This is a genomic window from Gilliamella sp. B3022 (assembly GCF_028751545.1).
In the GTDB taxonomy this organism is placed as follows: domain Bacteria; phylum Pseudomonadota; class Gammaproteobacteria; order Enterobacterales; family Orbaceae; genus Gilliamella.
Genome location: NZ_CP071867.1, coordinates 628,416 through 655,414 on the forward strand (window position 1 = coordinate 628,416; position 26,999 = coordinate 655,414).

General features: G+C 35.6%; 25 protein-coding genes. 12 read left to right on the forward strand and 13 right to left on the reverse strand.

The window, feature by feature from the left end:
* Positions 1-24: 24 nt before the first annotated feature.
* From J4T76_RS02760 to J4T76_RS02805, 10 genes are all read left to right on the forward strand, one after another.
* Positions 25-1,149, forward strand: coding sequence for a hypothetical protein (locus J4T76_RS02760; protein ID WP_267355769.1), 1,125 nt, complete (start codon positions 25-27; stop codon positions 1,147-1,149).
* A 19-nt stretch (positions 1,150-1,168) separates the two neighbouring features.
* Positions 1,169-3,001, forward strand: coding sequence for a lipase family alpha/beta hydrolase (locus tag J4T76_RS02765; RefSeq protein ID WP_267355771.1), 1,833 nt, complete (start codon positions 1,169-1,171; stop codon positions 2,999-3,001).
* A gap of 73 nt (positions 3,002-3,074) precedes the next feature.
* A complete protein-coding gene (locus J4T76_RS02770) occupies positions 3,075-4,118 on the forward strand; it encodes a T6SS immunity protein Tli4 family protein (protein ID WP_274460510.1) in 1,044 nt (347 codons plus the stop codon).
* Positions 4,066-5,241 (forward strand): T6SS immunity protein Tli4 family protein, encoded by a 1,176-nt coding sequence (locus tag J4T76_RS02775; protein WP_274460511.1) that lies wholly within the window; start codon positions 4,066-4,068, stop codon positions 5,239-5,241. Before J4T76_RS02770 ends, J4T76_RS02775 begins: the two co-directional genes overlap by 53 nt.
* Before the next feature lie 206 nt (positions 5,242-5,447).
* The gene (locus J4T76_RS02780; RefSeq protein WP_267339599.1) at positions 5,448-5,819 is read left to right on the forward strand and encodes a hypothetical protein; all 372 of its coding nucleotides are present in this window, start codon (positions 5,448-5,450) and stop codon (positions 5,817-5,819) included.
* A gap of 143 nt (positions 5,820-5,962) precedes the next feature.
* The gene (locus J4T76_RS02785) at positions 5,963-7,516 is read left to right on the forward strand and encodes a multicopper oxidase family protein (protein WP_267339600.1); all 1,554 of its coding nucleotides are present in this window, start codon (positions 5,963-5,965) and stop codon (positions 7,514-7,516) included.
* Between the two features lie 314 nt (positions 7,517-7,830).
* Positions 7,831-8,175 carry a hypothetical protein gene (locus tag J4T76_RS02790; protein WP_267339601.1) on the forward strand — a complete coding sequence of 115 codons (345 nt, stop codon included), beginning with the start codon at positions 7,831-7,833 and terminating at the stop codon, positions 8,173-8,175.
* 82 nt (positions 8,176-8,257) lie between these two features.
* Entirely contained in the window at positions 8,258-10,990 is a 2,733-nt protein-coding gene (secA, locus tag J4T76_RS02795) for a preprotein translocase subunit SecA (protein WP_267339602.1), read from the forward strand.
* Positions 10,991-11,107: 117 nt separating this feature from the next.
* Complete coding sequence (mutT, locus tag J4T76_RS02800; RefSeq protein WP_267339603.1) at positions 11,108-11,512, forward strand: 8-oxo-dGTP diphosphatase MutT; 405 nt, start codon at positions 11,108-11,110, stop codon at positions 11,510-11,512.
* A 436-nt stretch (positions 11,513-11,948) separates the two neighbouring features.
* Positions 11,949-12,101 carry a DUF4177 domain-containing protein gene (locus J4T76_RS02805; RefSeq protein ID WP_416380281.1) on the forward strand — a complete coding sequence of 51 codons (153 nt, stop codon included), beginning with the start codon at positions 11,949-11,951 and terminating at the stop codon, positions 12,099-12,101.
* A 155-nt stretch (positions 12,102-12,256) separates the two neighbouring features.
* Here the strand turns inward: J4T76_RS02805 and J4T76_RS02810 are convergent, their stop codons facing one another.
* The 5 genes from J4T76_RS02810 to J4T76_RS02830 are packed head-to-tail and all read right to left on the reverse strand — an operon-like array spanning position 12,257 to position 14,173.
* Positions 12,257-12,640 carry a DMT family transporter gene (locus J4T76_RS02810; RefSeq protein WP_267339604.1) on the reverse strand — a complete coding sequence of 128 codons (384 nt, stop codon included), beginning with the start codon at positions 12,638-12,640 and terminating at the stop codon, positions 12,257-12,259.
* The gene (locus J4T76_RS02815) at positions 12,640-12,996 is read right to left on the reverse strand and encodes an EamA family transporter (protein WP_267339605.1); all 357 of its coding nucleotides are present in this window, start codon (positions 12,994-12,996) and stop codon (positions 12,640-12,642) included. Before J4T76_RS02815 ends, J4T76_RS02810 begins: the two co-directional genes overlap by 1 nt.
* The gene (gene zur / locus J4T76_RS02820) at positions 12,984-13,418 is read right to left on the reverse strand and encodes a zinc uptake transcriptional repressor Zur (RefSeq protein WP_267339606.1); all 435 of its coding nucleotides are present in this window, start codon (positions 13,416-13,418) and stop codon (positions 12,984-12,986) included. Before zur ends, J4T76_RS02815 begins: the two co-directional genes overlap by 13 nt.
* A 22-nt stretch (positions 13,419-13,440) precedes the next feature.
* Positions 13,441-13,710, reverse strand: coding sequence for an RnfH family protein (locus J4T76_RS02825; protein ID WP_267339608.1), 270 nt, complete (start codon positions 13,708-13,710; stop codon positions 13,441-13,443).
* Position 13,711: 1 nt separating this feature from the next.
* Positions 13,712-14,173: a type II toxin-antitoxin system RatA family toxin gene (locus J4T76_RS02830; RefSeq protein ID WP_267339609.1), complete on the reverse strand. Its 462-nt coding sequence runs from the start codon at positions 14,171-14,173 to the stop codon at positions 13,712-13,714.
* A 33-nt stretch (positions 14,174-14,206) separates the two neighbouring features.
* Between J4T76_RS02830 and smpB the strand changes: the two genes are divergently transcribed.
* Positions 14,207-14,689 carry an SsrA-binding protein SmpB gene (smpB, locus tag J4T76_RS02835; protein WP_267339611.1) on the forward strand — a complete coding sequence of 161 codons (483 nt, stop codon included), beginning with the start codon at positions 14,207-14,209 and terminating at the stop codon, positions 14,687-14,689.
* A 31-nt stretch (positions 14,690-14,720) separates the two neighbouring features.
* Here the strand turns inward: smpB and J4T76_RS02840 are convergent, their stop codons facing one another.
* The 8 genes from J4T76_RS02840 to J4T76_RS02875 form a co-directional block, all read right to left on the reverse strand.
* A complete protein-coding gene (locus J4T76_RS02840) occupies positions 14,721-15,719 on the reverse strand; it encodes a substrate-binding domain-containing protein (protein WP_267356020.1) in 999 nt (332 codons plus the stop codon).
* Positions 15,720-15,734: 15 nt separating this feature from the next.
* Entirely contained in the window at positions 15,735-16,853 is a 1,119-nt protein-coding gene (locus J4T76_RS02845) for a glycoside hydrolase family 172 protein (RefSeq protein ID WP_267339614.1), read from the reverse strand.
* A gap of 58 nt (positions 16,854-16,911) precedes the next feature.
* Entirely contained in the window at positions 16,912-18,162 is a 1,251-nt protein-coding gene (locus J4T76_RS02850; protein ID WP_267339615.1) for an oligosaccharide MFS transporter, read from the reverse strand.
* 618 nt (positions 18,163-18,780) lie between these two features.
* Positions 18,781-20,097 (reverse strand): glycoside hydrolase family 28 protein, encoded by a 1,317-nt coding sequence (locus tag J4T76_RS02855; protein WP_416380580.1) that lies wholly within the window; start codon positions 20,095-20,097, stop codon positions 18,781-18,783.
* 110 nt (positions 20,098-20,207) lie between these two features.
* On the reverse strand, positions 20,208-21,707 hold the full coding sequence (locus tag J4T76_RS02860) for a UxaA family hydrolase (protein ID WP_267345284.1): 1,500 nt from the start codon (positions 21,705-21,707) through the stop codon (positions 20,208-20,210).
* 13 nt (positions 21,708-21,720) lie between these two features.
* Positions 21,721-23,184, reverse strand: coding sequence for a tagaturonate reductase (locus J4T76_RS02865; protein ID WP_267345155.1), 1,464 nt, complete (start codon positions 23,182-23,184; stop codon positions 21,721-21,723).
* An 18-nt stretch (positions 23,185-23,202) separates the two neighbouring features.
* On the reverse strand, positions 23,203-24,615 hold the full coding sequence (uxaC, locus tag J4T76_RS02870) for a glucuronate isomerase (RefSeq protein ID WP_267356018.1): 1,413 nt from the start codon (positions 24,613-24,615) through the stop codon (positions 23,203-23,205).
* A gap of 68 nt (positions 24,616-24,683) precedes the next feature.
* Entirely contained in the window at positions 24,684-25,952 is a 1,269-nt protein-coding gene (locus J4T76_RS02875; protein ID WP_267339619.1) for an MFS transporter, read from the reverse strand.
* A 242-nt stretch (positions 25,953-26,194) separates the two neighbouring features.
* Between J4T76_RS02875 and exuR the strand changes: the two genes are divergently transcribed.
* Positions 26,195-26,977: a transcriptional regulator ExuR gene (exuR, locus tag J4T76_RS02880; protein ID WP_416380283.1), complete on the forward strand. Its 783-nt coding sequence runs from the start codon at positions 26,195-26,197 to the stop codon at positions 26,975-26,977.
* Positions 26,978-26,999: the final 22 nt, after the last annotated feature.

Consider the following 26,999-nt stretch of genomic DNA (forward strand, 5'->3'; position numbering starts at 1 on the left):
TTATTAACAAAAGGGAGCTGATTTATGGGATGGAATATTCCTAGGCCATTAGAGCACGAACCTATCAAAAAAATCTCCTATTTATTATGGGGATTAAGCTTTTTATTGCTTGTACTGATTAGTTTCATAGTGACCTTATTTATCTATGACGGCGATGATTCCCTGTTATTTTGTTTTTTTGCATTCATATTACCAATGATTCTATGGTTTATAGCATTAGCAATTAAGGTATCCAACCTATATTCGGATGATGTTTATAACAACGAAATCACCAAACAAAACCTAGAATCAACCAAACTTTGGCAAAATTGGAGCAAAACACAGCTTCCCATTTTTGCAAGTCACGTTATTTGTGCCGAACCCAATGGAGTGCAGGCATTAACAGGTGAACTAACCAAAATACCACTCTACCCACTAAAAGCACGACCACTATTTAATGCGACTGCCTCAACTAAATCTTTTTGGTTTCTGGATGAAGTAAAGCAAAATCTGGAACAGCAATGCCCTTATTATCGTAAATATTTAAGCCATATCTATATACCTAACGCACTAATGGAAGATGAAGATCTGCTAAACGCCATTTTTAATCGTTGGGATTTGCGTGCAGAACCTATTATGGACTATAACATTTGGATTTCAGAATTATATCAACATATTGATGATATCGAATTATCACTCATCTTAACGTGTCAATACAGTGATACCAACTACCGCAATCACAGTAAATTCATTAGTGCACTACTCATTGGAGGAACATCATTGATTGACAGCCAAATACAAACGGCTCAATCGTGGTTAGGGCGTTTAATGATTTCAGAGCATGATTTATCGGCTGATTTGCAACAGCTATTTACTTATACTCAGTTTTCACCTGAAAACATTAACGATATTTGGCTATCAGGATTAAATAAAAATCATCGAATACAGTTAGCCCTTGCCACAAATCAATTAGCAATGGGTGAAGATAACCAACAACTACTGCACGATATTGATATGACCTTTGCTAAACCAAGCAAATTAACTCAATATTTTACTTTAACATTAGCAAGTGAACGTGTAAGAACGCATTTACGCGATCAATTAACCCTCATTGAATACCAAGGTACTGTCTATTTGCAATTAATCACCCATCAAAAATTGGTGTCATGATAATAAGGATAAAGAGCACATGACTGAAAATAACAATCATCAACAATTTGAATTCAATACCGTACCGCGTTCTGATAACAGTATTGAACACATAACGCTTAAAAAAGAGCGTCAAGTCATCCCGATTATTTTTCTGCCTGGGGTAATGGGCAGTAATTTAAAGGTTAAAGCTCAAAAAAACAGATATGAAGATGACAATGAAAATAATGGTGAAGATGACGATACTGAAGCGATTTGGCGTTTAGATAATATAACCAGTTTAGCAAAATGGATTTTATGGCGATTTGGAAACGCCAAAGCCAGAAGAAAAAAATTACATCCCCAAAAAACCCAAGTTGATAATCGTGGAAAAGTGATCGATGCGGCAACTAATCAGATTAATCTGATTCAAGCCTATGGTATGGCTGAAGATCAAGGCATTAACCCCAGTAATGAACCCACACAAGTACAAATAAATAAAGCCATTAAAAATCACCCTGAAAACAAACTGTTTGGGACCCGACGTGAACGGGGTTGGGGTACGGTAGGTTATATAAGTTATGGTAAGTTTCTAGAAAAATTTCAATCTTCTTTATTTCAAGCTAATGGTCAACTTTCAGATAAATTACGCAGTTTAACCAAGTCCCCTTCATTTGAACTAGATAAAGATAAAAATGAAGAAGAGGACAAAATTACACTAACCTTTACCCAAACACAAATCGACATTTGTAAAAACTATGATTTGCCCCTTTATGCCATGGGTTATAATTGGCTAGAATCCAATGAAGAAAGTGCTAAACGCTTAAAAACTTTAGTGGAAAAAACCATTCCTGCTTTTTATAAAAAACAGGGTAGAATTTGCGACAAAGTGATTTTAATTACCCACTCCATGGGCGGATTGGTTGCCCGCTATTACACCGAAGTCCTCGGTGGTCATGAAAAAGTCTATGGCGTCATTAATGGTGTGCAACCGGCCACCGGTGCGGTAGCAGCTTATACCCGAATGAAACGAGGTAACGAAGCTAACTGGGCTATAGCAAATGTATTGGGGAAAGATGCAGCCGAAATGACCGCTGTTTTAGGTCAAGCGCCGGGGCCATTACAATTATTACCCAGTGCCGATTATGGTATGGGTTGGCTCACCATTACTAATCCGGAAATTAAATCAGACTATTACCCTAAAACCGACCCATATAAAGAGATCTACTTAAATAAAAAAGATTGGTGGTGCGTGTGTGAACCTCACTTGATTAATCCGTTTAACACCAATCATGATTTAACACAAATGCAAAAAGACTGGGAGGATTATGAAGATTTAATAAATGAAAAAGTAGTACCATTTCATGAAGCCATAAATAAGAAGTACTTTAAAAATACGTATGTGTTTTATGGGATTGATCATCGTAAAAACATACAAGAGAAATACTTAACCTATGATACTGCGCATTGGCAAGGAGAGTATATTCAAGGTTATAAGTCTGAAGCTAAAAAACCGTTTAAAAATCATATAGGTGCCGAAAATCGTTTAGATTTAAGTGAAATGTCAGAAACCCGAACCGTAACCACTGAAAATAACTATTGGATTGAAGTTCAACGAAAAGCCGGACGCACACATGTAAAGTATCAAGATTATAAAGGTAACATTGCTGAGCGCTATACCCTCAAACCCGCGGTGAGTAATGGCGATGGCACGGTACCTCAACGTTCCGGGGAAATCCCCATCGAAAGCATTAAAGTACGCATGCATTTGCCCATAGAGCATGAACCAGCATACAAAAATTCAATCACGCAAGAATTCACCTTGCGTGCGGTTATCAATATTTTACTTGAGGTAAATAAACAAAATGAAAAAAAGACTGCCCCTAACGCATGAGCATTACCTCTTAATTATCGCTCTACTCATTATTTTATTTGTTACTTACCGCTACTTAACTAAGGATATACGTATGGTTACTCTCACAACCCAACAACAGCAACAAGTCGATGAACTGCTAAACAATACCGCTACCCGATGCATGGGGGTTTACTTATTTGATCTGCCCAAACAATTCATCTCTTCCCTGGCTACCGAACTCAATTACACCGATAATCATCAGATTATTATTGAAACTGACCAGATTTATTTGCCTCCATTTAAGCAGATGCTTGCCTACCGTGAGCAAGAGCTGAAAAATACCCAACCGGTTTATGCAAATGACGGCAACTTTTTAAAAGCCATTCACCCTGTGCCCACTACCAATCCAGATAAAATGCAAGGTATTATTTTTGAACGGATGGAAAGTACCACTACCCCTGATGTTGCCCGAATATTAGAAGGTTACCGCTGGCAAAACAACGTCTCCTTAAAAATTGAAATAAAAGCTCGTAATGGTCTAGCAAATAGATATAATCAGAAAAGAAAAGATTATCCAAATAGATATAATAATAATGTACCCGAAAAATTAGCACAGATGTATAAACTGTTTGAACAAATTACGGTACGTGATGACTATACCATCCCCACCGAACCTGGGTTTTGTTTTATCAATGGCTTTATGCACGGTGGCGTAAAAGAGTATAAAAATTTGAATTTTAACTTTCGCTACAACAGCCATAAAAGCTTCTCCATTCAAATTGATATTGATGACTATTCCGATGATTTATCACTGCTTGATGCGCCCGATGAAATTGTGATGCCCAAACCAGGACACACGGTTTATAAAGGCAAACGGGAAAGCCATAATTTGCAAATGGAAGAATGGATAGTAAAAGGGGCATTTTTTTCGGATAATAATAAAGACTATCCCATAATGCAAGAAGGGTATATTTTTTACTTAGCAATCAATCAATTTGATGCCAATTATAAAAAGCCGCAATTGACATTTAAAATGCATTATAAGATACCAACCGATACTAGCATTCCCACCTACAACGAAGATCAGCTGATGGTCATTTGGCGTGACATTACCGATAGTATCAGGATCAGAGAGAGTGCTTTTGACGATGAATAAAAAATACATTTGGTCAACAATTATCACAGTCATCATAGTCTTACTGGTTATTTACCACTCTACCCGTTCGGATATTCGTACTGTTACCCTCACAACCCAACAACAGCAACAAGTCGATGAACTGCTAAACAATACCGCTACCCGATGCATGGGGGTTTACTTATTTGATCTGCCCAAACAATTCATCTCTTCCCTGGCTACCGAACTCAATTACACCGATAATCATCAGATTATTATTGAAACTGACCAGATTTATTTGCCTTCATTTAAGCAGATGCTTGCCTACCGTGAGCAAGAGCTGAAAAATACCCAACCGGTTTATGCAAATGACGGCAACTTTTTAAAAGCCATTCACCCTGTGCCCACTACCAATCCAGATAAAATGCAAGGTATTATTTTTGAACGGATGGAAAGTACCACTACCCCTGATGTTGCCCGAATATTAGAAGGTTACCGCTGGCAAAACAACGTCTCCTTAAAAATTGAAATAAAAGCTCGTAATGGGTTAGCAAGTCGATATGACCAAGACAGAGAAGATTCCCCAAAGCTTTATGGAAATAATGTACCCGAAAAATTAGCACAGATGTATAAACTGTTTGAACAAATTACGGTGCGTGATGACTATACCATCCCCACCGAACCTGGGTTTTGTTTTATCAATGGCTTTATGCACGGTGGCGTAAAAGAGTATAAAAATTTGAATTTTAACTTTCGCTACAACAGCCATAAAAGCTTCTCCATTCAAATTGATATTGATGACTATTCCGATGATTTATCACTGCTTGATGCGCCCGATGAAATTGTGATGCCCAAACCAGGACACACGGTTTATAAAGGCAAACGGGAAAGCCATAATTTGCAAATGGAAGAATGGATAGTAAAAGGGGCATTTTTTTCGGATAATAATAAAGACTATCCCATAATGCAAGAAGGGTATATTTTTTACTTAGCAATCAATCAATTTGATGCCAATTATAAAAAGCCGCAATTGACATTTAAAATGCATTATAAGATACCAACCGATACTAGTATTCCCACCTACAACGAAGATCAGCTGATGGTCATTTGGCGTGACATTACCGATAGTATCAGGATCAGGGAGAGTGCTTTTGACGATGAATAAAAAATACTCTAAAATATCAATTTAGATGAATAGGTTAATGAAAAAATAAGTGGCTATTTAGGTCGTTAACTTAAACTGTTGAAGTACTATTTATTTTTGGTTGAGTAATAACCATTGTTAATATCTGTAAAAATAGTATAACTTTGATACTTTTTTAAGTAAAATAAGTCTAAATAGCCTTTGTTAGATGAATAGTGAGATTTTACATGTCATTAAGAATCATCAAAAAACAAAATTATCTTATTGCCATATTAACAATAATTTTTTTATTAGGTTATTTTGTTAACTATTTGTTTGTTAACTTTAATTTATCTTCGCCTGTGATTCAGGCTTCACAGCACAACGCATTTATGCCAGCAGTAAGCAAGAAACCTAGCAATTATCATCTTTTAGCCAAAAAATCCAAATTTTTCTCAAATTGCATACATTTTAATCACTACTCATCTTGCAAGATACTCATTCCTGATATTAGATTTGATCCGGTGTTATTGCCCCATCGTGAACCGTATGTTTCCTATAACTTTGCGCCACAATACAAAGAATGTATTCCTGAATTAAAACCACCTAGAATCGCTTAATTACATATTTAATTTGTATTTATTCTAAAAGTTAGTTCAAGTAGTTATCAGTCAAGTGACCGTTTTGCGATCAGTTTTATCGTTACTAACAAAAGAGTCATTATTTTATTTTATTTTATTTGAATGAAGATGAAAGGTATATTATGAAACGTCGACATTTTTTATTAAATATTACCACTGCAATCAGTGGATTAGCGGTTACCAAAGCCTTTGCCAAAATGGACCACTCAACTATGAGTCATGCCATGTGCACAACAAATTCTGATGAATGTCAAAAGGGGGACAGTATGCACCACGAACATATGAGTATGAATATGAATATGAGCCATAACAACTCTCCACAAAAACTTTTACCTACTTCAGCATTACCACAAGGTCGAAATTTACCAGAATTAGTACACTTAAAAAATACTAGTGATAAACAAGGTACTTTCGAAGCAGATATTGAAGCTAAACCCGTTAAAATTAAATTAACACCAGAATTAACAACAGAATTTTGGGCATATAACAATAGTATTCCTGGCCCAGCAATTGAAGCGTTTGAAGGTGATAAAGTCAAAATAACCGTTAAAAATAGTTTACCGCAAGCAACCACTGTACATTGGCATGGTTTACTGATTCCATCCAATCAGGATGGCAATCCGCAAGACGCAATCCCAGCTGGTCATAGTCGAACTTATGAGTTTACGATTCCTGAAGGTAATTCAGGTACCTTCTGGTATCATCCTCATGGACATGAAACTGTTGCTGAACAAATTGCCCGTGGCTTAGCCGGAATATTTATTGTACGCAGTAAAAACGACCCTCTCGCCTCTTTACCTGAACAAAACTGGTTCTTTTCCGATTTAAAATTGACCGATAAAGGTGAAATTGCCGATAACTCAATGGTTGATTGGATGAATGGTCGTGAAGGACAATTTGTATTAATTAACGGTGCTTATCGTCCTAAAATCACGGTGAATACTGCAACCCGAGTACGTGTTTGGAATGCGTGTTCTGGACGTTATCTAAATTTATCCATACCGAACTGTGATGTTTATTTAGTCGGAACGGATGGAGGATTGATGCCTGAATCCATTAAACTAACTTCACCATTATTATTGTCACCAGCTGAACGTGCTGAATTAGTTATTGTACCAAAGAAATCTGGAGTCGTTTATTTACAATCAATTGGTTACGATCGTGGTAAAATGGGCAATGTCCCCCCAGAACAAGATATCATACTCGGAGAATTAGTCTTAACACAATCATCCTCAATTACTTTACCGTCAATCTTACGTGAATTACCAAAAGTAGGACAAGCAACTGCCCATAAATCACTAGAATATACAGAAGTGATGGATATGAAAGAACCGCGTGGTGGTATGCTATTTTTAATTAATGGCAAACGTCATGATATGCAACGTATTGATTTAGAGAGTAAAATTCATGAAATTGAAGAGTGGACAATTTTTAATAACTCTCATATGGATCATAATTTTCATATACATGGTGCGCAGTTTACCGCTGTTTCACATGAATTCGACGGTAAAACGACACGACCTGAATATGTGGCATTAAAAGATACCATTAATCTACGCCCACGTGAAAAAATCACTCTAAAAATTCAACAAAATATGCCGGGATTACGTATGTACCACTGCCATATAGTTGAACATGAAACATTGGGCATGATGGGACAATTAATGGTGAAATAGTTTGACTATCCCCTCCCTATTTTTAATCGCTGTTTATTAAAATTAGAAGGGGGGGAAGATTTTGTTAATAAAGAAAGTTCTCAGACAGAGTTTAAAGATTAGAATATTAGCTAATCGCTTTTTAAACTAATTTTAATCACAACTTTCAAGGTACAACTTATTACCATGCAAGTTTTGATCAATTTAAATTACTTTTTATTGATAATAGGTCTTATTAGGTTTATCCGCTTATCACTTCAGTACTTCAAATAATCGCTTAACTTGTTGTAATAATTATTTTTGATTTTGACAAAAAATGCTAATATACTGCCAAAATGATCATGATCAATTATTGGCAAAAAATCAGCAAACGCTTGATTATCAATACTGCTTTATCGCACTTATTATTAGGTGTGATTGCTGCTGGGTTTGGATTATGTCAAGAAAATGCTTTACCGGTACAATTGTCAACATCCCAAGTTGGCATCATTACTATTACCCTAATCGTACAAGATCATCAAGCGCCGATAACAACAAAAACACAAACATTAGCCTTATCACAAAAACCACAATTTTATAAGTCATTTACGCCATTAAATTACACTGAGATTAGTCCAAATACCATTATTCGATTATCACCAAATAATGGCATAAGAGCTGGACCCGATGCTACTGCTTGATGAGCCTACCGCTCAATGTATTTAAATTGTTGTATAAGGTATCAGCCTTACTATATCTATTAAAAAGAATAAGAGAAAAGTTATGTTATTAAAATTATTAACTAAAGTATTTGGTAGCCGCAATGAACGCGTATTAAAAATGATGCGTAAACGTGTTGAAAGAATTAATGCCCTTGAACCGCAAATGGAAGCATTAACTGATGAGGAACTTAAAGCTAAAACCACAGAATTTAAACAAAGAATTGCAGATGGTACTAAGTTAGATGACATTTTAGAAGAAGCTTTCGCCGTTGTACGCGAAGCAAGTAAGCGCGTTTTTGGTATGCGTCATTTTGATGTACAACTTATTGGTGGCATGGTTTTAAATGAACGTTGTATTGCTGAAATGCGTACTGGTGAAGGTAAAACGTTAACAGCAACCTTACCCGCTTATTTGAATGCCTTAACAGGTAAAGGGGTGCATGTTGTTACCGTCAATGACTACCTAGCACAACGCGATGCTGAAAATAATCGCCCACTATTTGAATTTTTAGGATTATCCGTTGGCATCAACTTACCTAATATGCCACCACACATTAAACGTGAAGCTTACAATGCCGATATTACTTATGGTACGAATAATGAATATGGCTTTGATTACTTACGTGACAATATGGTATTTACTAAAGATTCGCGCGTACAACGTCCATTACACTATGCATTAGTCGATGAGGTTGACTCAATTCTAATTGATGAAGCCAGAACACCACTTATCATTTCAGGACAAGCTGAAGATAGTTCAGACCGATATATTAGTGTCGATAAAATTATTCCATTTTTAGTGCAACAAGAAAAAGAAGATTCCGAACAATTCCAAGGTGATGGTGATTTTTCTATTGATGAAAAATCTCGTCAGGTAAACTTAACTGAACGGGGATTAGTGAAAGTTGAAGAGTTGCTTATTAAAAACGGTATTATGAGAGGTGACGAATCACTTTATGCACCCGGTAATATTGTATTAATGCATCATGTTAATGCCGCATTACGCGCTCATCACCTATTCCATAAAGATGTTGATTACATTGTTAGAGATAACGAAATCATTATCGTTGATGAACATACTGGTAGGACTATGGATGGTCGACGTTGGTCGGATGGTTTGCATCAAGCCGTTGAAGCCAAAGAACATGTTAAAATTCAAAATGAAAACCAAACATTAGCATCAATCACATTCCAAAACTATTTCCGTTTATATGAAAAACTAGCAGGGATGACAGGAACAGCTGATACTGAAGCCTTTGAATTCAATCAAATTTATGGTTTAGATACCATTGTTATTCCAACCAATCGCCCGATGGTACGCAAAGATCAACCTGATCTTGTCTATATGACTGAGAAAGAAAAAATCAATGCTATTGTAACTGATGTGAAAGCTTGTGTAGAGCGCGGACAACCTGTCTTAGTTGGGACAGCCTCAATTGAAAAATCTGAATTAGTTTCATCTGCTTTTAAAAAAGCAGGGATTAAGCATAACGTACTTAATGCTAAATTTCATGCTCAGGAAGCGGAAATCATCGCTCAAGCTGGTCGTAAAGGTGCCGTAACAATTGCCACCAATATGGCGGGTCGTGGTACTGATATTATGCTTGGCGGTAACTGGCAAAGCGAGATAGCGAAACTTGAAGAACCAACCCCTGAAGATATCGAAACAGCCAAACAAGCATGGCAAGCAAGACACGAAGAAGTCATTGCGCTTGGCGGACTTTATATTTTGGGTACTGAACGTCACGAATCCCGTCGTATAGATAACCAGTTACGCGGTCGTGCAGGTCGTCAAGGTGATCCGGGAGCATCACGTTTTTACTTATCACTGGAAGATCCGTTAATGCGTATTTTTGCTTCTGATCGTGTAGGCAATATGATGCGTAAACTTGGTATGAAAGAAGGTGAAGCCATTGAGCATCCTTGGGTAACTAAAGCCATTGCTAACGCTCAAAAGAAAGTTGAAAGTCGTAACTTTGATATTCGTAAACAGTTACTTGAATATGATGATGTTGCCAACGATCAACGTAAAGCAATTTATCGACAACGTAATGAATTACTCGATAATTCAGATATTAAAGAAACGATCAATTCAATCCGTGGTGATGTCTTTAACGCATTAATTGATCAATATATTCCACCGCAATCCATTGAAGAAATGTGGGATGTTGCAGGACTCGAAACAGCACTTAAAAACGATTTTGATTTAGATTTACCTATTGCTAAATGGTTAGATGAGGAACAAAATCTGCACGAGGAAACATTACGTGAACGTATTTTACAAATAGCACAAGATACCTATATCGAAAAAGAAAATATTGCTGGTTCTGAAGCATTTAGACAATTCGAAAAAAGTGTTATGTTACAAACACTCGATACTTTATGGAAAGAACATCTTGCGGCAATGGATTATTTACGTCAAGGGATTCATTTACGTGGTTATGCTCAAAAAGATCCAAAACAAGAATATAAACGCGAATCATTTAACATGTTTGCCAGCATGTTAGAATCGTTAAAATATGATGTAATTGGTATTTTAAGTCGTGTACAAATTCGTTCACAAGAAGAAGTCGATGAAGCTGAACGACAACGCCTAGCAGAAATGGAAAAATTAATGGCAAAGCAACAAACCAACCATGAAGAGGTAACTAGTATGGGTAGTGAAAGTAAAGACCAATCAGCTGGATCGTCATCACAACCAATCGTAAGGAACCAAACCAAAGTTGGACGTAATGATCCATGTCCTTGTGGCTCAGGTAAAAAATATAAACATTGTCATGGTGCTGTTCACTAAGGCAAAAATTTAGTATCATCAAATAATATTGATATTAAATAACCGATTAAACTCGGTACTTACATTATCAGGGAAAGTAGCCGCTTTCCCTGATGTTGATAACAAATAGACAGGATTATGAAAAAACATACTGAAATTGCTGTAGGTATAATTCGTTCACAAGATTGTCAGATCTTTATAACTCAACGCGGTGAAGACTCACATCTTGCTGGTTTTTGGGAATTTCCAGGTGGCAAGATTGAAGTAGGTGAAACCCCATTTCAAACCTTACAACGTGAAATAGCTGAAGAAGTTGATATCCAAATTCATCAAGCCCAATTTTTAAATATTTTTAAACACAGTTATGATGATCGTCATATCACTATTCATGCTTACCTCGTTGAAGAATGGGACGGCGTACCATTTGCTAAAGAAGGCCAACCTAGCCGTTGGATTGATCAACAAGATCTCAATGCTGACGAATTTCCAGATGCCAATAGACCGATCATTGAAATGCTTAAGAATCTAGATAAACAAATTTGATTTATTTGTCTGTTGGCTTTAAATAGCTTTGAATGTTTTTGAAGCTAGGGTGCTTTTTGTTTTTTTATCATATTAAAACTCTCTAATTTACTTATTCACTTTTGCAAAACGATGTCATTATCATGATTCTATATCATAATATTCACCTAAATTCTCTTTTTTATACTGAAACGTTTGCATTACCTGAAACGTTTTAACAAAATCAGAATTAAACAATTTAGATTGATTAATCCTAAAAATCATAAGGTTCAATATTTGTTTAATTGGCTAAAAAAGGTCTAATTTCTGTCTGCTTTTTAATATCACAATCAAAAAAATGACTATTTTGGTAAATGGATTTAAGGTTTAACCATATGAAAGAATATTAAGTAGTACTCTATCGAGAAGATACGTTATCTTCATTGCTTTAGGTATAGCTAACGCTAATCCAGTAAAATTGTCTGATTTTTTAAATAAATATGCAGTTCAAGGTTGGCAAGTTGTTACTATGGAAACAGACATACGTCGTTTGTTTCTATTTTGGCGTAGAGAAGCTTACTTAGTTATCATGGAACGTGAAGGCAACGAAATTAAACAAAACTTTTTCTAACCGGACAATTATGAAAGGAATCAATATCCCTAATAACTTTATTGATTCCTGATAATAAATAGATCCAATCAATAATCAATCTTAAAAGTTAGCAAGTCAAAAAAATAACTTTTGTCAAAAAGTTTCAGGTAATGCAAACGTTTCAGTATAAAAATTTACTTTTTGCATTGTAATTTTTGCTCAGCTAACGCTAAAAATACAATACCAATAATAATACATAGTCCACCAAGCAAACGAGTTAACGTTATATGTTCATTAAACACAATTATTGAAACTAGCATAACCGTCACCACTTGTAGATGAGAAGCAGCAAAAGCTGGTCCTACCGGCGCATTTTTTAATAAAACCATCCAAGTCATAAATGCACCAGTGTAGCCTAAAATTACCAAATAGACCCATCCATGACTAAAAATACGAATTAACCAATCGAAACTTATTTCAAATGGTAAAGCTGATAATGCGGTTAATTTGAAAGTAGTTTGACCAAACGTATCAAAAAACAATAATAAGATAAAACCAATGATATAAAATTTTTTCATTAAGTCAGTCCCACTAATATCACGCCGATAGTGATAAACAATATACCGATAAGACGAAATGCTGTTAGATGTTCTTTGAATAAGATGCGTCCAGCAACCATAACCGTGATGATATTAAACGATCCTAATAAAATACCTTGCGATAATGGAACTTCACTTAAAAAAGCCAGCCAAAAAATAAAACCAACAAAATAAGTACCAAAACCTAACCAAAGCCAGAAATTACCAAACAATTTTTGCCAATAATATAAACCTTGTTGATGTTTTGAAGTTATCGCGGCATATTTAAATGCAATTTGTCCGACAGTATCACAAAATAAATTAACAAACCAAAGAATAATAATTAAGGCTGACATGACTGACAAATTCCATGGATTTCAAGCACACTATGTTTTATTAAAAACTCATTTTGTTGCGCTAACTGCTTAAGTTGTGTTTCTATATCTTGAGAATGTTTTTCAATAATCTGTTGACACTTATCACAAATAAACAGTATGGAAATATGTTCTGGATCATGAAAATTTGGACAAATAATAAAACTATTAGACGATTCTACTTTATGGATAAAACCTTGTTCAAGCAAAAATTCCAATGCACGATAAATTGTTGGCGGTTTTGCTTTTGGTTCACTGACTTTAAGCAAATCTAAAAGATCATATGCACTCATTGCCTTATTTGCTTTGAGCATAATGCCTAACACAGTTCGACGCTGTGTTGTTAATTTAATCCCACGCTTCTTGCATAAATTTTCTATTTTTTCAATTAGCAGATTAAGCATTGTGTTTCCTTTGCTTCATAAACTATTTTTTTGCTGCTCTTCTTCGTCTGATTTCTTTAGGATCATTAATTAATGGGCGATAAATTTCAATACGATCACCATTTTTCACCAAATCATTAAGATCACAACGTTTGCCATAAATACCAATCAAATGCCCATCCAATTTTATCTGACATATTGATAAGATATTGGATTTTGTAATTGCTTGCAAGACATTCGTTTGCTCATCAACATCGCAAGTAATGATGGTTGGATTATTTGGTAGCGCATAAACAACTTGAATACTGTTCATCTTAATAAATCTGCCTTGCTCTTTGTGAAAATGCATTAACCATGTTAGACATCACCTCTTTAAAAACTGGAGTGAACGCTATATCAAGTAATTTATTTTTGAATTCAAAATCCAAATCGAAACTAATTTTACTTTTGTGTTCACCTAATGCAGTAAATTGCCATTTTCCCGATAAGTATTTAAATGGGCCGTCTAACAAACTCATTTCGATAGAATGAGGCTGATTAATTTTGTTTAATGTTGTAAAAGATTTCTTAAACCCTAATTTTTCAACTTCAATAAATGCGGCCATTAAATTATCTTGTTTTCTAATAATGCCAGTTGCGATACAATCAGGTACAAATTCTGGATAGTGAGTAATATCATTGACCAAAGTAAACATTTGCTCAATTGAATAAGGCTCGATAACCTCGTGAAAAACATGTGCCATAATAATAAAATGAAAAGTTAAAATTAATGGCATATAGTACCACGTAACTTTATAATATCGCATATTATGACTAAGAAAAAATCACACAAGCCGGGTTCGGCAACTATAGCACTAAATAAACGCGCACGCCATGAGTACTTTATTGAACAAGAAATCGAGGCAGGACTATCCCTGCAAGGCTGGGAAGTAAAATCATTACGTGCAGGTAAAGCCAACATAAGTGATAGCTATGTTTTACTTAAAGATGGTGAAGCATGGTTATTTGGCGCAACAATTACACCATTAAATGTTGCATCAACACATGTAATATGTGAGCCTATGCGCAATCGAAAATTGTTATTAAATGAACGTGAGCTCAACTCATTATTTGGTCAAATCAATCGCCAAGGTTATACTGTTGTCGCCCTTTCTTTATATTGGAAAAATGCTTGGGCGAAAGTAAAAATTGGTGTGGCGAAAGGTAAAAAAGAGTACGATAAACGCTCCGATATTAAAGAGCGTCAATGGCAGGTTGATAAAGCCCGTATTATGAAAAACGCCAATCGTTAATCATTGCGTGATTCATCGCGCTATGCTCAACTTAATGATGGCGTATTATTTGTGGTTTGATAAAAATTGTAGGGTTTTTTAACTCATTAAAGTTAAGTAAATTATCGATAACATCAACACAAACATGCGCCATACTTTGAAAATCCTGCGCAATTGCATCAATCGGGTAATAAGAGTAATCTAAATAAATATTGTAGTCATAAGAACATAAGCAAATTTTTTTTGGATCGAGCTTGATTTCCACCAAATAACTAAGCACTTCTTGTAACAAATTTCCTGATGGTGTAAAAATCGCTTTTGGTAATCGCCCTAATTTGTGATGTAAATTTTTTAGTAATTCGTATCCTTTATTGGGACAATAATCATCACTGACTAGCCAATGTGGATTAACGGTTAAACCAGCTTTATTCAGACCTTGCTTAAATCCTTCAAGCCTTGCATCAATCGATGTCAATTGTGTATCACAGCCAATAAAATAAAACTCATCTAATTGTTCGGCATAAGGTCGAATTAATTCAGCAACTGAATGCAATGATTCACTTGTAATAAAAGGTAATGAGGTGTCTTTAAGATAGCGGTCAAAAAACAGAACCGGAGTGTGTTGGTTAATACTCACATAAAATTCATCACTGTCTAAAGATGTCACCACAATCATCGCATCCACTTTGCGTTCAACTAAATTTTGGGCGACATTCACTTCGACATCTTTATTATAATGACTGCACGTAATTAATAATTGAATGTTTTTTTGCCGAAATGATGCTTCTAAATGATGCAAAAACATTGAAAAAAAAGAATTCGACATATCAGGAACAATCACACCCACCGTATTGGTACTGTTAGCTTTTATCAAACATTGACGAATATGAGATTGATCACTATATTGCTGAGCAATGGCTAATACCCGTTGTCGTGTGTGCGGTGAAATACGATATTTTTTGTCTCGTTTATTAAAAATATGACTGACGGTCGTTGCCGACACGCCAGCCAAACGAGCAATATCATTAATTTTTATTTTATTACTCGCCATTTACTCATCTCTCAATTATCGTGGTGTACGTTGTTGTTTATTCGGAAATACCGGATTATGGTTTTCCGATGGACTTTGATACCAATAAGCAACACTGGCAATATCATCACAACGTTCATATAATCTTATATCATCATTACCAATTTGTTGGAATGCAAGTTTGATATTTTTATGGAATGCGATTGGATCGGGTAAATGCCAACGATATAAGCCATGCATAGGTAGGCTATCATCACCAAAACCGTGTACGGGGTTAGAATCTCCTGTTTGAAAAAAATCACGCGTTGCATCACGATTGGTTTGATATGGATACCCCATAAATAACGTTTGGAAACATTTAGCCTTTGGCCGACCTTGAGTATCTCGGTTATGAAATGCCCATGCACCACCAAAATAGTCTTCTGAACCGGTTGAATGCTGAGTTGGGTAATTGCTATCATCATCTAGATAAAACTTAAACTCACCTTCTCCCCACCAATAGCGCTCAAGGGCAGTCAGTGCTAAGTAAGTACCAACATAATAACCATGACCTTCAACATTGTCTAATATTACATAGTCTTGCGCATAGTTGGTGACGCGTTGTCTACGCCATTGTGCATGGAAATAAAGCGGTGCCTCAAACGGTTTTGGCATAATGGCATAATTAATAGTGAAGAAGAAATGTTGTAAATCCGCTTCGTGCTCATTTTGAATTTCAATGCGCGCTTTTTTATTAAATGGCATTCTAAAATAGCTATTAAACCCACCTGTTGGATTAACAACAATTGGCACAGAATTAATATCGCATCTTGCCCCAAAACCATTACAGAAAAAATCCCCAATAGGGCTTTCAACGGAAGGAATTTTTTCATCGTCCCAATAGATGCGAATCACTACATCACGAAGCACAAAACTACCGCGATGCGTTCTATCAGTTAAGGTAAACCACATATGGCGAATCTCGGCCGGACCTGTGATTTGGGCAATGGTTACCGTTTCGCCTGAAGCAATTGAAATGCAACCTTGTCCCTTACGACTAGGACCTAATGCGCTGCTTTTCATGCACGATTGTCCTTTTTCACCAGTCATGTTTTCCGGTGAAATGGTGCGAGTTTGTTCAAAGTGAAATTGTGTTACAGAATTATATATGTTCATTGTGAATCCTTACTAACGTGATTAAATTCGATTAATGAAAATTAAAAACAGTGTTAACTTAATTAACTTCCTGCTCAGTTTCGATATTGATACTTTTCCTGTCACGACTTAGGAAGATGATGGCGAAAATCATAAAGCCTAGCACAACTAAACCAAGATTATTAAATGTAGTTGCCGCCCCTGCGGTATCATAAAAATCACCAACTAACGTTGAAAATAAAATGACCCCCACTGATCCTGCAACCTGATAACCAATTAAAAAAACAGTCGCAGATAAGCGAGCATTAAAGTTATTATCAATATATTTAAATACTGAAACCAAAATGGTTGAAATCTCTAAGCAGTGCATAAGCTTAATCACTGAGATAATTGCAATACTGCTAACGTGACCCGTTAGAAAGATACGAGAAGCCGAAATAAATGCTGCAAAAATCAATGCATTTTTTGCACCAACACGATTCACTACAAATGGTACACAAAACATAATGGCGGCTTCTAAAAAAACTTGGAAAGAATTTAAAATACCATATAAGCGATAACCATCATTGATATCGTCAAACTGTTGTGTGAAATAAACCGGAAATAACTGCTGATCATAAATATTATAAAGACTATAGGTTCCGAGTACATAAATAACAAATATCCAGAATTTTTTCAGGGTAAAAACGGAAAGGATCTCACTAAAACTGAGTTTATCCTTTTTCTGAAACACCGCTTCTGATGATTTACTCAAATCAGGTTTGAAGTTGAAATTAAGAATCATGAAACAAACACCAACTGCCGATGCCGCCCAAAAATTAAGGTGAGGGTTAAGACTAATTAAAATACCTGCAATAAAAGTACCAACAGCATAAGCAATACATCCCCATGTTCGACATTGACCAAACTCAAAACCAAACGCTCGGCTGATTTTTTCGCAATAGGAATCAATTAGCCCCATGCCAGCAATCCAACCAAAGCCTAAAAAGAAACTACCAAAAATCACTCCTACGTAGAAATTATGGCGTAATAGTGGCTCATAGACGTAAATTAATGCTGGAGCGGCGCAGGTAATAATAATACTTTGAAACCAGACAAGGTGTTTTTTTAGCACTAGTTTATCTTGGTAAACGCCATACATAATCATAATGATTAATGAAATAAAGTAGTTAAACGAATAAATAATGCCGGTCTGTTTTGCGCTTAAGCCTATCTCTTTACTTAGCCATATAGCATAAAAGGAAAAAACAAAACTTCCTGCTGCGTAATACATAAAACTGTAACAGGAAGCGAACCAATATGTTGGTTTATTATAAAATGCAGTTGTCATAATTTATCCTATATAGAGTGAACCACTGCAATTGAGTATGCAGAGCTAAAAATTTAGCTTTAAAAGGTTTATTAGATAAATGTGATCAACATCAAAGTTATTTTACTAAAGAAAAGTAAACAAAAATTCTAAGCTACCTAACGATCAGTCGTTGCTAAGTTTAGAGCTGGTCATGTAGACCGTAAAATAACGCACAAATTCTGTAGGTTGGTGTCATTAGCTATGAAATTAACAGCGCTGTTATCCGTTGGTCTCACCTTTCTCATGTCAATAAAGATTCATTACATTTTTTATGTGCAGCAGGATTTACCCCCAGCGAAGATAACTTCCACTCAAATGATAATGTGGTGTAAATTTGCAATGCATATTGGATAGATTTTAATGTGGATTAATTAAGTAAAAGGAATAACAGTAGATAAATCATTAAAACGTTTTTTGAATGTCAGAGTACCTCTGTTAAATGGTAAAAAATTATCGACAAGTTTATGCCAACCTATTTTTAAAAGGAGAATGCTTAAGTTATGCTTTTTAATGATAAAAATAACCGCTATTCAAGCGGTTATTTACTAACAATCACTGATTTTTTTAATAGAATTTAAAAGATCAGTGATAATGCTTTTAAACTTCCAGTTTAATTAATTTGCCATCCTGCTTCACAAATGTTTGATTAACATGAACATCAAGACTGTTTTTAACACAAAGTGGCTCACTCACAACATTATCGACAATAACGTTATTAAACAAAATACTTTGTGCATTTTCGATAAAAAATCCTTTACCTGCCTCTGATTTAACATCCTTAAACATATCAACTTCGCCGGCTTCGGCATTCATTTGCATTGATACTCGTACATTATCAAAAGAAATATTGGTAATGGGCGATTCAGGAATACCATATAAAAATCCAGCATAAGCACGCACATTTTTAGCAATAATATTTGAAAAACTAATATTATGGCAGGCTGGTGTTGCTTCATTTATTGGCATCGGATCTTTATTCCAAACAATTGGATCGTTCCCTTTTGGTCCACAGTAATAATAATAGTTCATCACAAAAGCTGATAGCACTTCATCCATAACAATATTACTAAAAGTAATATCTGAAATGGTGCCACCGCGACCACGACGTGTTTTAAATCTCACACCACGATCTGTTTTTTGAAATACACAGTTAGTAATCGTCACATTACGAATACTACCACTCATTTCACTACCCAATACTACCGCACCATGACCATGAATCATATTACAATTAGTTATTAAAATATTTTCACAAGGACTTTTGTCCGCTGTTTCCTCAGTACCAGCTTTGATTGCGATGCAATCATCACCCACATCAATATAACAATTTGAAATTCTAACATTACGGCAAGATTCAGGATTGATACCATCAGTATTAGGTGAATCAGCAGGATTTAAAATCGATATATTATCAACCACCACATTATTTGACTCCATTGGATGTACCGTCCAACTTGGAGACTGAGTTAAAAAGACTTTTTCAATCGTTATACGTTGGCAAAAATCAAAACCAATTAAGTAAGGTCTTGGATACCTTAGGCTATCACGATTATGACGGAAAGTATGCCACCATTTAGCACCATTGCCGTCAATTTTACCTCCCCCTGTGATAATGACATTTTCAAGATATTGACCATAAATACAGGGCATATACACATCTTGCTTTACCCCTTCCCAACGTGAATGAACGATTGGATAATCTTGCTCATTATCGGAAAACAATAAAGTCGCATTTTGTTCAATCACTAAAGTTAAATTACTGCAAAGCTTTATTGCGCCAGTCAAATATGTCCCAACGGGAACGATAAGGATTCCACCGCCTTGTTGTTCAATATGGTCTATTGCTTTGGCAAATGCAGCTGTGTTGAGCGATTTGCCATTACCTATAGCGCCAAAATCTTTAACAGATACCATTGTCATTGTTGCTTCCTTTTGTATTTTAGTGTGAACGGTAGACTTTAATCGTCTACCGTTCGCATTTTTTTGATAAGAAGGCCAGCTGGTTTAGCCTTGATTGTAAAGTGTTATAGCGTTACACCACTTTTTAATATCGCTAGATTTCTGAAATTATTTATTTCATTGCAAGTCTGCTGACCATTAGCAACCAGTACGATATAGTCAATAAATTCAATTAATAATTCTTGCATAGAGACACCTTCAATCAGTTTACCAGCATTAAAATCAATCCAATTGACTTTTTTGTCAGCTAATTGCGAATTAGTAGCAATTTTCACCGTTGGTACGATTCCACCATAGGGAGTACCACGACCAGTAGTGAACAACACCATATGACATCCTGCTGCTGATAAAGCCCCGGTGGCGACCGCATCATTACCAGGTGCACTGAGTAAATTAAGACCAAGCTTTGTTAGTCTTTCACCATAGTTCAAAACATCAATCACTTCACTTCCACCAGCTTTTTGCGTACAACCAAGAGATTTTTCTTCTAAAGTTGTTATCCCTCCTGCTTTATTACCCGGAGAAGGATTTTCATAAATAGGTTGATTGTTTGAGATGAAATACTGTTTGAAATCGTTGATCATATGCACGGTTTTATCGAAAGTTGGCTCATCAACACAGTGCGACATTAAAATATTTTCAGCACCAAACATTTCCGGTACTTCAGTTAAAACACTGGTTCCACCATGAGCAATGACATAATCGGAAAACAGTCCCAACATCGGATTGGCGGTTATGCCTGAAAAACCATCTGATCCACCACATTCTAAACCAAATTTTAACTCACTCAAACGCCCTGCTTCGCGTTTATCTTGCTTCATAATGGCATACAATTCTCTTAGCTGCACCAAGGCACAAGCGACTTCATCGGCTTCTTGTTGAGCAATAAGAAATCTAACACGCGACTCATCATAATCACCAAGATCGGCTTTAAATTCAGAGATTTGATTATTTTCACATCCAAGTCCAATAACTAATACAGCCCCCGCATTAGGGTGTTTAACAAGATCTTGTAATATTAATTTAGTGTTTTTATGATCTTGCCCAAGTTGCGAACAACCATAAGGATGTTCAAGTACGGTAATTGCATCAATTTCTAATTGATTATTGAGCTCATCACAAAACTGTTTAACAATTTGCTGAGCAATACCATTAATACATGTTACCGTTGGTATGATCCAAAGTTCATTGCGGATCCCCACTTCGCCATTTTTTCGACGGTAAATGTTTACTGGTTTATCCGCTATTTCATGCAGTGCCTGATTTTTGGATAAATTAGGCAGATATTTATAATCATTAATATCACTTAAATTGGTTTTTAAATTATGTGAATGAATATGTTCACCAGTTTTAATTAAACAAGTGGCATGTCCTATTGGTAAACCATATTTAATGATATTTTCATTAGGCTCTATATCTTTAAGCGCAAATTTATGTCCTTGTTTGATCGCTTGTGGTAAATCGATGGCGTTTTCATCGATTATAATATTACTTTCATGTGCTTCAATATCAGATAATGCCACAGCAACATTATCTTTATTATTAATTTTTATATATTTTACCATTGCACCACTCATGTTATTTGCTACCAGTAACACATTTTTTAATAGCACTGCGCATTCCTTCTTGAGTAATGACAGTTAAATATTGTGTTAATGTTTGTGATAATTGCGGAATGCTGAGTAAATCACAATCCCAATGAGCACGATCACTCAGTACTGTTTGAACTAATTGTGCAAGTGTTTCATTGCCACTATTAACCTTCGCCCAGCCTGTACTGAAACGCTCTAACCAAATTGCTTCATCCTGTAATGGATAATTTTGATTACTTCTCACACCACGATAAAAAGCAATTAAGGCAGCGAAAGAGAAGACTAAATGCTTAGGTAATGCGCTTTTTGCTTTTTGATAAGCGAGCAACTGCGGAAGTATACGCGTTTTAAATTTGGTCATACTATTTAGAGCGATTGACAATAATTGGTGTTCAATAAATGGGTTTTTAAAACGATTGATAACTGACTGTGCAAAATCAACTAATTCTTGGTGTGGTAAATCTAAAACAGGAATAATCTCATCAAAAATGGTCTCTTTAATGTACTCGAAGATTTGTGAATCATTCATTGATTCACCTACCGTATCAATTCCTGCCAGATAAGCAACAGGAACCAACGCGGTGTGTGCACCATTTAAAATCGCGACTTTACGCTCTTTATATGGCTTAATATCATCGACAATTTTGATATTCATGTTGCATTTATCTAAGCGCAATTTCTGTGCTAACCATTGTGGACCTTGGATAACAAAAAGATAGAAGTATTCTGCTGAATCAATAAAGTTATCTTTATAACCTAATTCCGATTCTAATTCAGCCATTTGAGCTTTAGGGTAACCAGGTACAATCCTATCAACCAATGTTGAACAAAATACATTATCATTTTCTAACCAGTTAATAAATTTGTCTGACAAATTCCATTGTTTGGCATAGTTTAAAACTAAGTTTTTCAGTGCGTCACCATTATAATCAATTAACTCACATGGAATAATGATTAGACCACTTTCTTTGCTACCAGAAAAATGGCTAAATCTTTCATATAAGAAAGCGGTTAATTTAGCTGGATAGCTAGTAGCTGGCTGGTCAGTGAGTTTGTCACTTTCAACATAACTGATGCCCGCTTCAGTGGTATTAGAAAAAATAAATTGGATATTAGGATCTTTGGCAAGTTCAAGATATTGGTCATATTGTGTATAGACATTTATCTCAGTGTTAACCGAACGAATCATCCTAAATTCTTTTACCGTTTCATTGCTTTCATTTAATCCACGGATTAACGTGGTATATAAACCATCTTGCGTATTTAATGATGGTGGAAAGTCTGTATTAAGTGGACGAATAATAGCGACACCAGCATCAAGATCGGTTTTTTCATTCAAGATATCCAATTGCCAATCTAAAAAAGCACGCAAAAAATTGCCTTCGCCGAATTGTACAACACGCGTAGTATATTTAGCACCAGGAAAATCAACTCTGTTTAATGTTTTCATTACTATCACTCTAATCTATTAATTTAATTCAATACCAAAATAGTTTTTTGCATTATCAAAACTGATATTTTTGACCATCTGTCCTAATAATTCGATATCACCTGGTGCTTCACCATCTTCAACCCAACGACCAATCATACGGCATAAAATGCGTCTAAAATATTCATGACGAGTATAAGAAAGGAAACTGCGGCTATCGGTTAGCATTCCAACAAAACGACTTAATAAACCAAGTTGAGCAAGTTGGGTCATTTGGCGAATCATGCCATCTTTTTGATCGTTAAACCACCAACCTGAACCAAATTGCATTTTGCCTTGTATTGATTCCCCTTGGAAATTACCTATCATCGTACCCAAGATTTCATTATCAGATGGATTTAAACAATAAAGAATGGTTTTAGGGAGAGCATTTTGTTTAGCTTGTGCATCTAAGAGTCGAGACAATGGTTGAGCAATTGGCGAATCATTAATAGAATCAAAACCAACATCAGGTCCCATCAGTTTAAACATTTTTGAATTGTTATTACGTAAAGCGCCAATATGGTATTGCTGAACCCATCCACGTTTGTTGTATTCACTGCCTAAGTAGATGATAACCGCAGTCTTGAATTGAGCGATCTCTTTCGAAGTTAAATTTGCACCCGTTAACCGTTTAGTTAAAATTACATCTAATTCTTTTTCTGTTGCTTCTTCATAAACTACTGTATCTAAAGCGTGATCAGAAACTTTACAACCATGTGCAGCAAAATGATCCATACGTTTTGCTAAAGCCTGACAAAGTTGATGAAAGCTTGAGATGCTGATATCTGCTACTGTCGATAATTTTTCTATATAAGAAACAAAAAATTCAGAATCAATATTAAATGCTTTATCAGGACGCCAACTTGGTAAAACTTTAATATCAAATGAAGTATCTTGAGCAATGGTTTTATGGTGAATTAAATCATCAATTGGATCATCGGTTGTGCCTACCATTTTCACATTCATTTTTTTCATAATACTACGCGCAGTAAAATCTTTAGTTTCAAGCATTGCATTACAGGTATTCCAAATGGTTTCAGCCGTTGCAGGTGAAAGCGTAATGTTATCGATGCCAAAGGGTCTACGTAATTCTAAATGGGTCCAATGATAAAGTGGATTACCTATCGTATGAGGTACTGTTTCAGCCCATGCTTTAAATTTATTAAAATCATTAACGTCGTTGCCCGTACAAAATTTTTCTGGTACACCATTAGTGCGCATGGCACGCCATTTATAATGATCGCCTTTTAACCATATATCGTATAAATTTTTAAATTGATAATCTTGCGCGATTTGTTCTGGCGGTAAATGACAGTGATAATCAAAAATTGGCTGTTGTGCCGCATAATTGTGATAAAGTTGACGAGAAAATTCTGTATCAAGTAAAAAATCTTCAGTTAAAAAACGCATGTTATTCTCCATAAACCGTATTTATCTATTGGATTGCACATGCCAATGGCATGTACAACTTGATTAATTTATTGTTGTTCAGTTGTAGATGGTGCTTTTAATATTGTCCATACCGCTAATGCAGCTAAAAGATCAAGACAACTTAATATTACAAATAATGGACTAAAACCAACTGATTCCGCAACCGCTCCCACAATTAAAGCAAAGATAGTACTTGCAAGCCATGCCGCCATACCTGTAAAGCCATTTGCAGTTGCAACTTCATTTCGACCAAATACATCGGAAGATAATGTAATTAATGCACCAGATAATGCTTGGTGAGCAAATCCTCCAATACAAAATAAAAAGATAGCAACATAGGGATTTGCAAACAGCCCAATTAACCCAGGAGCAATCATTAATATGCCACCAACAGTCACAACTAATTTGCGTGAGTTAATCAAACTGACATTAAAATATTTTTGGAAAAATGGCGCCATATAGCCGCCAAGTACACAACCAAAATCAGCAAACAGCATTGGCATCCAAGCAAAAATTGCAATCTGTTTTAGGTCAAAACCATAAGTTGTAAACATAAATAATGGGATCCAAGCGTTAAAGGTTCCCCATGCCGGTTCAGCTAAAAATCTAGGAATGGCAATACCCCAAAAGCGACGAGTACTCACAATTTTATATGCAGGTAATTTTTCAGTATTTGAAGTTTGGTGACTTACTTCTTGCCCAGATAGAATGTATTTTCTTTCTTCTTCTGATAATCGTTTTTGGTTAGTTGGATGACGATAAAGAGCAAACCAAAATACCCCCCAAACAAAACTTAATAAACCACAAATAATAAATGCTAACTGCCAGCTATGTAACCATATTGCTCCGGCGACTAATGGCGGTGCTATCATTGCCCCAACCGATGATCCTAAATTAAACCAACCAACGGCAATTGATCTTTCTTTCGCTGGAAACCATTCACTTGTTGCTTTTAAACCAGCAGGAATCATAGCCGCTTCAGCAGCACCCACTGCTCCACGAGTGAATGCAAGACCAACCCAACTGCCTGAAAATGCAGTACTAATACAAAAGATTGACCATAATAGAGCGAATACCGCATAACCTACGCGTGTACCCAATAAGTCAAGTACATAGCCAGCTACAGGTTGCATTACGGTATAACAGGCTGAATAAGCAGCAACAACATATGAATATTGTTGAGTTGTCATACCCATGACTTCATTAAGCACTGGGGCAGCAACAGCAATTGAATTTCGAGTTAAATACCCAAGAATGGTGCCAATGGTTACTAACGCTATCATATACCAGCGAAGATTTTTTATTGCTTTGTACATTTTATGCTCCCTATACATTATAAATTTTGGCGCATATTAACATGTCAGTCAACTTAAAAAGTTGACATACATCACAGAACATAACAATTAACCACCATAAAAATCCGGTTGTTCATTTGTCAGTCTTATTGAAAAAATATCAGATAAGGTTACAAAAATTTAATCAAAGCTTGTTTAACTCTAAGCAATTAGATGGTATTTTAAGAACCAAACTAGAATTATGGAATTATTCAAACATTATTATGATCCAAGAGCAAAATGAACATCAGCGTCTTTATCAAGTTATCGCTACAGAATTAAAAAACCGTATTATTAATGGTATTTATTCTGTTGGAAGTAAATTACCGTCAGAAAGACTTATTTGTGAAGAATTAAAAGTCAGTCGTTCGGTGGTAAGAGAAGCGATTATTATGCTAGAAGTTGAAGGTTTTGTTGATGCTAGAAAAGGGTCTGGTATACATGTTATTGCAAATAAGCAACAGACCATCAATATAATTAGTGACTCACACGGACTTAATTTTGCAACAACAGGGCCATTTGAATTATTACAAGCCCGTCAATTAATTGAAAGCAATATTGCTGAGTTTGCTGCAACTCAGATCACAAAAGATGATATTGTAAATCTATTAGAAATTCAGCACAATGCCAAAAAAGAAGATCACTATCGTGACTCTGATTGGGATCTGAAATTTCACACCCAAATAGCCATGATTACGCGTAATACAGCTTTAATAACCATTGTTGAAGAAACATGGCGACAGCGAACTTTAAATCCTTTATGGAAAAAACTTCATGAACATGTACAGCAACAAGATATCGAAAGCTGGTGGGAAGAACATGATAAAATTCTTGAGGCATTAATCAATCGAGATCCCAAAGCAGCCAAATTAGCGATGTGGCAACATCTAGAAAATACGAAAAAAATGTTATTTGATGCAGCGAGTGAAGATTTTGAAACTAAACGCGATCATTACCTGTTTTCAGATAATCCAGTTGTCAGTATTAATGAAAATGAATTTGAATAAATATTCAATTTATGCCTTGTTC

What these genes read in the sequence shown, in the direction of transcription:
- J4T76_RS02760 (WP_267355769.1), top strand. Translation starts at nt 25, where the DNA reads ATGGGATGGAATATTCCTAGGCCATTAGAGCACGAACCTATCAAAAAA.
- J4T76_RS02765 (WP_267355771.1), top strand. Translation starts at nt 1,169, where the DNA reads ATGACTGAAAATAACAATCATCAACAATTTGAATTCAATACCGTACCG.
- J4T76_RS02770 (WP_274460510.1), top strand. Translation starts at nt 3,075, where the DNA reads ATGGTTACTCTCACAACCCAACAACAGCAACAAGTCGATGAACTGCTA.
- J4T76_RS02780 (WP_267339599.1), top strand. Translation starts at nt 5,448, where the DNA reads ATGTCATTAAGAATCATCAAAAAACAAAATTATCTTATTGCCATATTA.
- J4T76_RS02785 (WP_267339600.1), top strand. Translation starts at nt 5,963, where the DNA reads ATGAAACGTCGACATTTTTTATTAAATATTACCACTGCAATCAGTGGA.
- J4T76_RS02790 (WP_267339601.1), top strand. Translation starts at nt 7,831, where the DNA reads ATGATCATGATCAATTATTGGCAAAAAATCAGCAAACGCTTGATTATC.
- secA (WP_267339602.1), top strand. Translation starts at nt 8,258, where the DNA reads ATGTTATTAAAATTATTAACTAAAGTATTTGGTAGCCGCAATGAACGC.
- mutT (WP_267339603.1), top strand. Translation starts at nt 11,108, where the DNA reads ATGAAAAAACATACTGAAATTGCTGTAGGTATAATTCGTTCACAAGAT.
- J4T76_RS02810 (WP_267339604.1), bottom strand. Translation starts at nt 12,640, where the DNA reads ATGAAAAAATTTTATATCATTGGTTTTATCTTATTATTGTTTTTTGAT.
- J4T76_RS02815 (WP_267339605.1), bottom strand. Translation starts at nt 12,996, where the DNA reads ATGTCAGCCTTAATTATTATTCTTTGGTTTGTTAATTTATTTTGTGAT.
- zur (WP_267339606.1), bottom strand. Translation starts at nt 13,418, where the DNA reads ATGCTTAATCTGCTAATTGAAAAAATAGAAAATTTATGCAAGAAGCGT.
- J4T76_RS02825 (WP_267339608.1), bottom strand. Translation starts at nt 13,710, where the DNA reads ATGAACAGTATTCAAGTTGTTTATGCGCTACCAAATAATCCAACCATC.
- J4T76_RS02830 (WP_267339609.1), bottom strand. Translation starts at nt 14,173, where the DNA reads ATGCCATTAATTTTAACTTTTCATTTTATTATTATGGCACATGTTTTT.
- smpB (WP_267339611.1), top strand. Translation starts at nt 14,207, where the DNA reads ATGACTAAGAAAAAATCACACAAGCCGGGTTCGGCAACTATAGCACTA.
- J4T76_RS02840 (WP_267356020.1), bottom strand. Translation starts at nt 15,719, where the DNA reads ATGGCGAGTAATAAAATAAAAATTAATGATATTGCTCGTTTGGCTGGC.
- J4T76_RS02845 (WP_267339614.1), bottom strand. Translation starts at nt 16,853, where the DNA reads ATGAACATATATAATTCTGTAACACAATTTCACTTTGAACAAACTCGC.
- J4T76_RS02850 (WP_267339615.1), bottom strand. Translation starts at nt 18,162, where the DNA reads ATGACAACTGCATTTTATAATAAACCAACATATTGGTTCGCTTCCTGT.
- J4T76_RS02855 (WP_416380580.1), bottom strand. Translation starts at nt 20,097, where the DNA reads ATGGTATCTGTTAAAGATTTTGGCGCTATAGGTAATGGCAAATCGCTC.
- J4T76_RS02860 (WP_267345284.1), bottom strand. Translation starts at nt 21,707, where the DNA reads ATGGTAAAATATATAAAAATTAATAATAAAGATAATGTTGCTGTGGCA.
- J4T76_RS02865 (WP_267345155.1), bottom strand. Translation starts at nt 23,184, where the DNA reads ATGAAAACATTAAACAGAGTTGATTTTCCTGGTGCTAAATATACTACG.
- uxaC (WP_267356018.1), bottom strand. Translation starts at nt 24,615, where the DNA reads ATGCGTTTTTTAACTGAAGATTTTTTACTTGATACAGAATTTTCTCGT.
- J4T76_RS02875 (WP_267339619.1), bottom strand. Translation starts at nt 25,952, where the DNA reads ATGTACAAAGCAATAAAAAATCTTCGCTGGTATATGATAGCGTTAGTA.
- exuR (WP_416380283.1), top strand. Translation starts at nt 26,195, where the DNA reads ATGATCCAAGAGCAAAATGAACATCAGCGTCTTTATCAAGTTATCGCT.